At 66.9% G+C, this 8,921-nt stretch carries 7 protein-coding genes; 5 read left to right on the top strand and 2 right to left on the bottom strand.

Annotated elements, in window-relative coordinates:
* The first annotated feature begins 346 nt into the window (after positions 1 to 346).
* The 4 genes from AVKW3434_RS11540 (at position 347) to AVKW3434_RS11525 (ending at position 5,859) form a co-directional block, all read left to right on the top strand.
* Entirely contained in the window at positions 347 to 1,174 is an 828-nt protein-coding gene (locus tag AVKW3434_RS11540) for a proteasome-type protease (RefSeq protein WP_284394794.1), read from the top strand.
* A gap of 44 nt (positions 1,175 to 1,218) precedes the next feature.
* Positions 1,219 to 2,034 (top strand): alpha/beta fold hydrolase, encoded by an 816-nt coding sequence (locus tag AVKW3434_RS11535; protein ID WP_284405952.1) that lies wholly within the window; start codon positions 1,219 to 1,221, stop codon positions 2,032 to 2,034.
* Between the two features lie 456 nt (positions 2,035 to 2,490).
* Positions 2,491 to 4,287: a diguanylate cyclase gene (locus AVKW3434_RS11530; protein WP_284405951.1), complete on the top strand. Its 1,797-nt coding sequence runs from the start codon at positions 2,491 to 2,493 to the stop codon at positions 4,285 to 4,287.
* Between the two features lie 87 nt (positions 4,288 to 4,374).
* On the top strand, positions 4,375 to 5,859 hold the full coding sequence (locus AVKW3434_RS11525) for an FAD-binding oxidoreductase (protein WP_272564340.1): 1,485 nt from the start codon (positions 4,375 to 4,377) through the stop codon (positions 5,857 to 5,859).
* A gap of 72 nt (positions 5,860 to 5,931) precedes the next feature.
* On the opposite strand, the gene AVKW3434_RS11520 is transcribed toward AVKW3434_RS11525, so the two are convergent.
* On the bottom strand, positions 5,932 to 7,272 hold the full coding sequence (locus tag AVKW3434_RS11520) for a diguanylate cyclase domain-containing protein (RefSeq protein ID WP_284405950.1): 1,341 nt from the start codon (positions 7,270 to 7,272) through the stop codon (positions 5,932 to 5,934).
* 187 nt (positions 7,273 to 7,459) lie between these two features.
* Entirely contained in the window at positions 7,460 to 8,284 is an 825-nt protein-coding gene (locus tag AVKW3434_RS11515; protein WP_284394799.1) for an undecaprenyl-diphosphate phosphatase, read from the bottom strand.
* A gap of 204 nt (positions 8,285 to 8,488) precedes the next feature.
* Between AVKW3434_RS11515 and AVKW3434_RS11510 the strand changes: the two genes are divergently transcribed.
* Complete coding sequence (locus AVKW3434_RS11510) at positions 8,489 to 8,920, top strand: VOC family protein (protein ID WP_284405949.1); 432 nt, start codon at positions 8,489 to 8,491, stop codon at positions 8,918 to 8,920.
* Position 8,921 lies beyond the last annotated feature (1 nt).

Below are 8,921 nucleotides of genomic sequence, written 5' to 3'. Positions count from 1 at the left end.
CGAGCAGCGGCCCCACCTGTCCCTAGAATACAAAACGCCCGATGCGGTGCACCGGGCGTCTCTTGCAAGCCAATTACGGCTAGGGTTCAGTCCCGCATAGGTGTCAACCTATTCCAGGACGGGTCACACCCACCCGCCATTTTTCGAACCACAAGGCGGAATCCCACTACCCATGCGAAGCCGAGCCCCAGGCATGCGAATGTCTTTTCATATTGCGAAATCATCTGAAACATTGGCGACACGCCGCACCGTTTGTCCCCTGTTTCTGCCGCACCGCCTTGGGGCAAGCCCGCAGCGCAACGACGACAACGCCTACACTCGACCCTTTGCCTCCGAAGTCACCCCCATGACGTATTGCGTCGCCATCAAGCTCAACGCCGGACTGGTTTTCCTGTCCGATTCCCGCACCAACGCGGGCCTGGACCAGATCAGCTCCTTTCGCAAGATGATGATCTACGAGAAGGCGGGCGACCGATTCATGGTGCTGCTGTCCGCCGGCAACCTGAGCATCTCCCAGTCGGTGCGCGAGATCCTGCAGTCCGAGCAGCTCACCGACCGCGAGGGCGGCGAGCCGATGACGATCTGGAACGCCAAGAGCATGTTCGACGCCGCCCGCGTGCTGGGCGCCGCCGTGCGCCACGTGCATGAACGCGACGGCGCTGCGCTCAAGCGCTCGGGTGTGGACTTCAATGTCTCGCTGGTGTTCGGCGGGCAGATCCAGGGCGAGGGCATGCGGCTCTTTCAGGTGTACTCGGCGGGCAACTTCATCGAGGCCACGTCCGAGACGCCGTACTTCCAGGTGGGCGAATCCAAATACGGCAAGCCCGTGCTCGACCGCGTGCTGACGCCCGACACGCCGCTCGACGAGGCCGCCAAGTGCGCGCTGGTGTCCATGGACAGCACGCTCAAGTCCAACCTGTCGGTGGGCCTGCCGCTGGACCTGGTGGTGTATGAGGTGGGCCAGTTCGCCACCGACAAGATCGTCTGCATCGACGAGCACAACCCCTACTTCCGCATGCTGCACAACAGCTGGGGCGAGAAGCTGCGCGAGGTGTTCGACAGCATCGAAGACCCCGCATGGCACGGCGGCCTGACCGAGGTGCCGATCAAGGTCGAACCGTCGCGCAGCCGCCCGATCAAGAAGATCACCAACCCACGCGACAAGCTCGTCTGACGTCCCTGGCGGCACGCCACCACGGCAGCAGCCACTGAAGCCCCATGCTCCCCATCGTCTTCTCGCACGCCAACAGCTTTCCGGCGGGCACCTACTCGGTGCTGTTTCGCCACCTGAAGGACCGGGGTTTCGATGTCAGCGCCCTGGACCGCTACGGGCATGCGCCGGAGTACCCGGTCACCAACAACTGGCCACACCTGGTGCAGCAGCTGGCCGACTTCGCGCAGGAGCAGGTGCAGCGCGTGGGCGGGCCGGTGTTCTTCGTGGGCCATTCGCTGGGCGGCTTCCTGAGCGTGATGGCCGCCGCACGCCACCCCGAACTGGCGCGCGGTGTGCTGATGATCGACTCGCCCCTCATCAGCGGCTGGCGCGCCAGTGCGCTGGGCATGGCCAAGCAGACGCAGCTGGTGGGTGCCGTGTCGCCCGGCAAGGTCAGCCGGGCCCGGCGCAACGCGTGGGCCAGCCCCGACGAGGCGCTGGAGCATTTCCGCAAGAAGAAGGCCTTCGCGCAGTGGGACGGCGAGGTACTGCGCGACTACATCCAGCACGGCCTGCGCGAGCAGGAGGGCCGGCACATGCTGCATTTCGACCGGGCCGTGGAGACCGCCATCTACAACACCCTGCCGCACAACCTGTCGCAGCTGCTGCGAGCGCACCCGCTGCGCTGTCCTGCGGCGTTCATCGGCGGGCGCTCATCGGCCGAGGTTCGACAGGTGGGCATGGCGATGACGCTGAGCATCACCCAGGGGCGGGTGACGGTGCTCGACGGAAGCCACCTCTTCCCGATGGAACAGCCCAAGACCACGGCCGCCGCCATCGAGGCCGCGCTGCTGAATCTCATGGCGGTCCGGACCGCCTGAGCCTCTTACCCCCTGGTCGCGCTGCGCCCGCACGGCTTCCATTCCGCGCAGAGCCAAAGTGCCGCTGAGCGAGCGCCGAGAAGCACGTTAAAGGCTGCAACGCGCATCCCGCGCCCGAAGGGAGCGCCATGGGCACTTGCCGCAGCACGGCCACCCGCTGCAGCATGGCAACCGCCTTTCGTGTGGCCAACGCACCGCATTCATCAAAAAAATGGAATCTGCGGAGAAAGTTCTCATACACTGCGGCAGCGTTACAACGTGATACAGCATGCCTTATCCCGACACAATCCGCCCCCGCTGCGTTGCTCTCGAGTCCAGCCAGGCCCCCTGCCCGCCCTGCGGCGGCCTGCGCACATGACACGTCGCCCGGCACCTCCCGGCGGGCGGTGCGCCCGCCATTCGCGCACGGTGCGCTAACGCACAAGCCGCCGCGTCGCCCCCATTGCCACTGCTGCCATGCGCCTGTTCTCCCGCCTGCATCCGTGGTCCCCAGCCTTCCTGCGGTGCTGGTCGCGCCGCCTTCTGCGTGGCTGGGTGGTGATGGTGGCCGCATTGCTCGCCCCTGCGGCCCAGGCGGCACCACCGCTGGTGCTGCACGATGGCATGCCGCCCGCGAACCTGTGGCAAGCCTTCACGGTGCTGGCCGACCGCACCGCCGCACTGACCGCCGAAGAAGCCCTGGCAAGCCCTGGCGCATTCGCCGCGCCGGCCCACACGGGCGGATCGCTCGGAGTGCACACGGGCGCCCTGTGGCTGCGCGCCACGCTGGTCAACCAGGCGGGGGCGAACACGGAGTGGGTCGTGAACATCGACTACCCCGTCCTGCACCAGGTGGACCTCTACCTGGCGCAGGGCGGCCGCATCGTGCAGCAGGCCGCCATGGGCAACATGCGTCCCTTCAGCCAGCGCCCCTGGCAATCACGCACCCCGGCAATGGGCCTGGAGATGGCCGCCGGAGTGCCCTACGAACTGCTGGTGCGCGTGCGCACGGGCGGCAGCATGGTCCTGCCCGCCACCGTGGCGCAGGCGCCGCAATTTCTCTCGGGCGCACTCGCCGAGCAGATGCTGCAGGGCCTGTTCGCGGGACTGGCCCTTTGCCTGCTGATCTACAGCCTGGGCCAATGGATCGGGGGGAGCGAGCGGCTCTTTCTGCACTACGCGCTGCTGGTCGCTGCCAGCACGGGCTTTTGCCTGCAACTCTTCGGGATCGGGGCGCAATACCTCTGGCGCGACCAGCTCTGGATCGAACTGCACATCGCCACCCTGTGCGGCTTCGCGGCACTGGCGACCACCTTCCTGTTCCTCGGGCAAGCCCTGCTGGAGGGCAAGGCGCGTGGCGGTTTCTTTCGTGCCATGCAGGGCGGCGCCGCGGTCAGCGCGGTGCTGGGCGCCGCCTTTCTGGTGGACGGGATCGACACGCGCACGGCCATGGTGCTGCTCACCGCCCTGGGTCCCCTGCCCTGGCTGATGAGCGTGCCGGTGGCCTGGGCCCGCGCGCGGCGCCGCGATCCGCTGGGTGCCACGCTGCTGCTGGCCGCCGCCGCGTTCTTCATCGCGGCGGCCACCATGGCCGGCCTGTCGCAAGGCCTGCTGCCGGCCAACGGCTGGACACTGCATGCCCTGCAGATCGGCACGGTGGTGGACATGCTGCTGTTCATGCGCGTGCTGGGGCTGCGCACGGCGGCGCTGGGCCGGGCCGCGCGCGATGCCCGCCGCGAGCGCGACGCCATGCGCTCGCTCGCGCACACCGACCCGCTCACCGGCCTGGCGAACCGGCGCGGGCTCGACCTGGCGCTGGCGGCCGCGATGGCCCGGTGCACGCCGGAGCATCTGGCGGCCGTGTACATGCTCGACCTGGACGGCTTCAAGCCGGTGAACGACAGCCACGGGCACGACGTGGGCGACCAGCTGCTGGTGGCGGTGACGGCGCGCCTGCACGAACACCTGCGCCACACCGACACGGTCGCCCGCATCGGCGGCGACGAGTTCGTGGTGATGGCCAACGACCTGGCCAGTCCCGAGCAGGCGCATGCGCTCGGCAACCAGTTGCTCGATGCGTTTCGCACCCCCATCGTGCTGGGCGATCTCGAACTGCACGTGGGCCTGACCATCGGCTACGCCCTGGCGCCGCTGGACTCCACCGAGCCGGCCCTGTTGATCAAGCTGGCCGATGCCGCCATGTACACCGGCAAGCAGAGCGGCAAGTTCTGCGTGCGGCGCAACACCGGGGACCTGGCGCTGTTGTCCTCCTGATGCCTCGCCACCCGGTCCCCACAGCCCATCCGCCCCAAACCCCTTTTTTTTCCTTCCATCGTCCAACCACCCAAGGAGCTTCACCCCATGGCCCACCGCAAGAGTCCCGCCCGCATTGCCAAGGACGCCCGCGTCGCCCACCTGAACGCACTGGCCGCCAACCAGCCCGCAGACGATCCCACGCCATGGCAGGCGCTGGCCGCGCTGGAAGACGGCCTGCTCGGGCGCATCATCGTGCCCGGCGATCCGAGATACGAAAACGACCGCCAGGAGTCCAACCCGGCCTTCCAGTCCTATCCGTGGGTCATCGTGTACTGCGCTTGCGAGACCGACGTGGCGCTGTGCCTGGCCTACGCCCGCACCTTCAACGCCTGGGTGGCCGTGCGCTCGGGCGGCCACAGCACCGCTGGCTACTCGGTCAACAGCGGCATGGTGATCGACCTCAGCCTGATGAGCGGCGTGGTGCTGGATCGCGCCCAGGCGCTCGTGCATGTGCTGCCCGGCACCCAATTCGAACAGTTCAATGCCGCGATGAACAACACCGGCTGGCACGTTCCCACCGGCGCCTGCGGCAACGTGTGCGTGGGGGGCTTCGTGCAGGGGGGCGGCTACGGCTACACCTCGCGCGCCTTCGGCATCCAGAGCGACCTGGTGGATTCGATGCGCGTGATGCTGGCCGACGGCACCACCGTGACGGCCAGCAAAACGGAGAACCCGGACCTCTTTTGGGCGCTGCGCGGCGGCACGGGGGGCAACTTCGGCGTGGTGCTGCAGGTGACCTACCGCATGGTGCCGCTCGACCAGGTGTGGGCCTGGTCCATCAGCTGGGATGCGGCGCACGCCGCGCAGGTGCTGGAGCTGTTCCAGACCAGCTACATGAAGGTGGGCGCGCCCGACACGCTCGGCTACATGATGAATCTGGGCTACCTGAACGGCAAGCCCGTGTACATGGTGCAGGGCATGTTCTGCGGTTCGCGCGAGGACGGCATGCACGCCATCGCCTCCCTGTTGGCCGTGCCGAGCGCGAAGCTGCTGGTGGACAAGACGGGCACCTACCCGGACATGAACAGCTACCTGGAGGACGAGCCCTACACGTTGCCCGACAACCTGCCCCCCCACATCTGCGAATCCAAGGCCAGCGCGTACATCGCGCAGCCGGTCACCCAGGCGCAGTGGCAGCAGCTGGTGGACTATTTCAGCACCTCGCCCAACACCTGGTCGCTCGCGTACCTGGAGCCCTATGGCGGCGCCATCAACCGCTACCCCGCGGCCGACAGCGCCTTCATCCACCGCCACATGGACTGCGACCTGGTGGTGGACGTGTTCTGGCGCGACGAAGAAGAGCGCGCCCACATGGAGCTGTGGCTGGCGGGCCTGATGGAACTGGTCAAGCCGTGGCTGTGCGGTGCCGTGTACCAGAACTACCCCGATGCCACGCTGGAGAACTTCGCCGACGCCTACTGGGATGCCCCCACGTACGCCAAGCTGCAGCAGGTCAAGCTGCAGTACGACCCGACGAACTTCTTCCACTACGCGCAGAGCATCGCGTTGCCGCCGCCTCCGAAAGACTGATCCGGCGCATGAAGCCGCGCATGCCACTCGCACGCAAGGGCGGGCGGCATGCCGGCCAGGCCGCCGGCCCGGTCAAGTCCGGTCGGCAGGCGGCTCAGCGTAGCGCACGCAGCCCGAGCCCGCGCGCTTGGCGGCATACATGGCCTGGTCCGCCCGGCCCATGAGCACCTCGATATCGCCCTCGATGGGCGGATACGTCGCCACGCCGATGCTGGCGCCCACGCGCACGTCGCGCCCCTCCACCCGCATCGGCTGGCCCAGCGCATCGATGATGCGGTGGCCCAGGCTGTTGGGGGCGCCATGGTCCACGTCGGTGTCCAGCATCACCAGGAACTCGTCGCCTCCCAGCCGGGCCACGGTGTCCTGCGCCCGCACCACGTTGCCCAGGCGCTTGGCCACGAGCCGCAGCACCTCGTCGCCCACCTTGTGGCCCTGCTCGTCGTTGATCTTCTTGAAGCCGTCCAAGTCGATGAACAGCAGCGCCACCGTGCCGGCCTGGTGGCGCGCGGCCTCCAGCGACCGTTCGCAGCGGCGGTGGAAGGCCGAGCGGTTGTACAGGCCGGTGAGCGAGTCGTGATTGGCCAGGTACTGCTGCTGGCGCGAGATCTCGATCTTGGAAGAAACGTCCTGCACCAGCGACATGATCGAGGTCACCCGGCCTTCCGCGTCGGTGAGCGCGGAGTTGAACCACTCGCAGTGCATCTCGGTGCCGTCGCCGCGCAGGAAGCAGGTTTCCACGCGGTTCTGCGATTCGCGGCCCGATTGCAGGCTGGCCAGGGCCTGGGTGAGGTTCTCGTCCATGGCCGCCGTGCCCGGCAGCGCCAGCAGCGACCGCGCCTCGACCTGCACCACATCTTCCCAGCCCATCAGCTGGATGGCGCGGCGCGAGCAGTGCAGCAGCCGCAATTCGTGGTCCATCTCCAGCACGGCCAGGGGGCTGTTGTCCATGTGCGAAGACAACCGCTGGTTGGCCGCGCGCAAGGCGTTCATGGTCACCTGCAGTTCATGCACATCCAGGGCCGTGGTGACGAATCCGTCGATCTCGCCCTGCGCGTTGCGCCAGGGCGCAAGGCAGATGGTGCGCCATTCCTCGAAGCCTTCGGGGTTGTGCACCAGGCGCTGGTAGTTCAGCCGCTCGCCGCGCAACACCCGCTCCACGAACGGCATGAAGCGCGAATGGTTGTAGTCGCCGTACAGTTCCAGCAGCGTCTTGCCGACGAGCTCCGAGGCGGGCGCGCCGAACCAGCGGGCGTATTCGTCGTTCACGTACACGACGCGCTGCTGCCGGTTCACCGCCGCCACGGTGGCGCCCACGCTGCGTGTGAGCAACCCCAGCATCTCTTCGGCTGAAAACTCGGCGGCCGCCCTCGACGCGGGCAGCGTGCGAAATCCCGGCAGCTCGTTTGGCGTCATACGGCGGGAACCTTTGACTGTTGTCGTTGGCGGCGTGGGCAACCGGGGCTAAAAGGGGCGCTGCGGCAGCCTGCCGCCGCCATCCCCCGGCATTCCGGCTTGCGCGGGGCAGCTTATCACTTTCTGTTACCAATGCCTCAGCGGATGGGCTGGCAAGCCGCCACTGGCGCGAGTGGCCGGCGCCGCGTCAATCCGCCCAGGTCACCCACCCGGTCCAGGCAGTCACCAGCACCACGATGCCGAAGCCGATGCGGTAGTACGCGAACGGCACGAAGCTGTGCGTGCTGATGTAGCGCAGCAGCCAGCGCACGCAGAGCCACGCGCTGATGAACGAGAACACCAGCCCGACCGAGAACAGGGGCACGTCGCCCACCGTCAGCAGGTGCCGCTCCTTGTACAGGCTGTAGACCCCCGCACCGATCAGCGTCGGGATGGCCAGGAAAAACGAGAAGTCGGTGGCGGCCTTGCGAGACAGCCCCAGCAGCATGCCGCCGATGATGGTGGCGCCGCTGCGGCTCGTGCCCGGCACCATCGCCAGACACTGCGCCAGCCCCACCTTGAGGGCATCGAGCGGCGTCATGTCGTCCACCTCGTGAACGCGCACCGCGCGGGGCGAACGGCGCTCGGCCCACAGGATGACGAAGCCGCCCAGGATGAACGTGCTGGCCACCACCACGGGCGTGAACAGGTGCTCCTTGATGAGCTTGCCGAAGATCAGCGCCAGCACCACGGCGGGCAGGAATCCGATGATCACGTTGAGTGCGAAGCGCCGCGCCTGCCGCTGCGTGGGCAGCGCCACCACGGTGGCCCGGATCTTCTGCCAATAGACCAGGATCACCGCGAAGATCGCCCCGGTCTGGATGGCGATGTCGAAGACCTTGGCCTTGGCATCGTCGAACCCGAGCAATGAACCCGCCAGGATCAGATGCCCGGTGGAAGAGATGGGAAGAAACTCGGTCAGGCCCTCGACCACCCCCATGATGGCGGCCTTGACCAACAATACAACGTCCACTGGCGCTCCTTGAAATGACAGCCGGGATTATCGGCGCGCCGCAACAGCGGCGGCCGGTTCCGGGGGCCGATCGCACGAAGGCCGTTTCACCTCGGCGCGAGCATCAATTCAATTGGTGGTCAGCAAGAAGATATATCGTTTTCGGTTATGCGTGTTGTTTTCTAAAGTCTGGGTCATGTCGAACTTCCACACCACGACGACGCCATGACAAACACCCCTGCACGCATTCCTTTCCATCTTGCTTTTCCCGTCCGCGACATCGCGCAAGCCCGCGCTTTCTACGGGCAGCTTCTGGGCTGTCCTGAAGGCCGAAGCGCTCCGGAGTGGGTCGATTTCGACTTCTACGGCCATCAGATCGTCGCCCACCTGGCCCCCGAAGAATGCGGCCACAGGGCGAGCAGCGCCGTGGACGGGCATGACGTACCCGTTCGGCATTTCGGCGCCATCTTGCCCATGGACACATGGCAGGCCCTGGCAGACAAGCTGGCTGCAGTGCAAACAAAATTCGTCATCGAGCCGTACATCCGCTTCAAAGGCGAACCTGGCGAGCAGGCAACCATGTTCTTCCTGGACCCCTCGGGCAATGCCATCGAGATGAAGGCCTTCGCAGACCTGGGTTCGCTCTTCGCCAAGTGAG

The sequence above is a fragment of the Acidovorax sp. SUPP3434 genome (assembly GCF_030159015.1).
Classification (GTDB): Bacteria; Pseudomonadota; Gammaproteobacteria; order Burkholderiales; family Burkholderiaceae_C; genus Paracidovorax.
This window is presented reverse-complemented; position numbering and strand designations above follow the sequence as displayed.

Excerpts from the sequence above, each read along its gene's own strand:
- AVKW3434_RS11540 (WP_284394794.1), top strand. The coding sequence starts at position 347 with ATGACGTATTGCGTCGCCATCAAGCTCAACGCCGGACTGGTTTTCCTG.
- AVKW3434_RS11535 (WP_284405952.1), top strand. The coding sequence starts at position 1,219 with ATGCTCCCCATCGTCTTCTCGCACGCCAACAGCTTTCCGGCGGGCACC.
- AVKW3434_RS11530 (WP_284405951.1), top strand. The coding sequence starts at position 2,491 with ATGCGCCTGTTCTCCCGCCTGCATCCGTGGTCCCCAGCCTTCCTGCGG.
- AVKW3434_RS11525 (WP_272564340.1), top strand. The coding sequence starts at position 4,375 with ATGGCCCACCGCAAGAGTCCCGCCCGCATTGCCAAGGACGCCCGCGTC.
- AVKW3434_RS11520 (WP_284405950.1), bottom strand. The coding sequence starts at position 7,272 with ATGACGCCAAACGAGCTGCCGGGATTTCGCACGCTGCCCGCGTCGAGG.
- AVKW3434_RS11510 (WP_284405949.1), top strand. The coding sequence starts at position 8,489 with ATGACAAACACCCCTGCACGCATTCCTTTCCATCTTGCTTTTCCCGTC.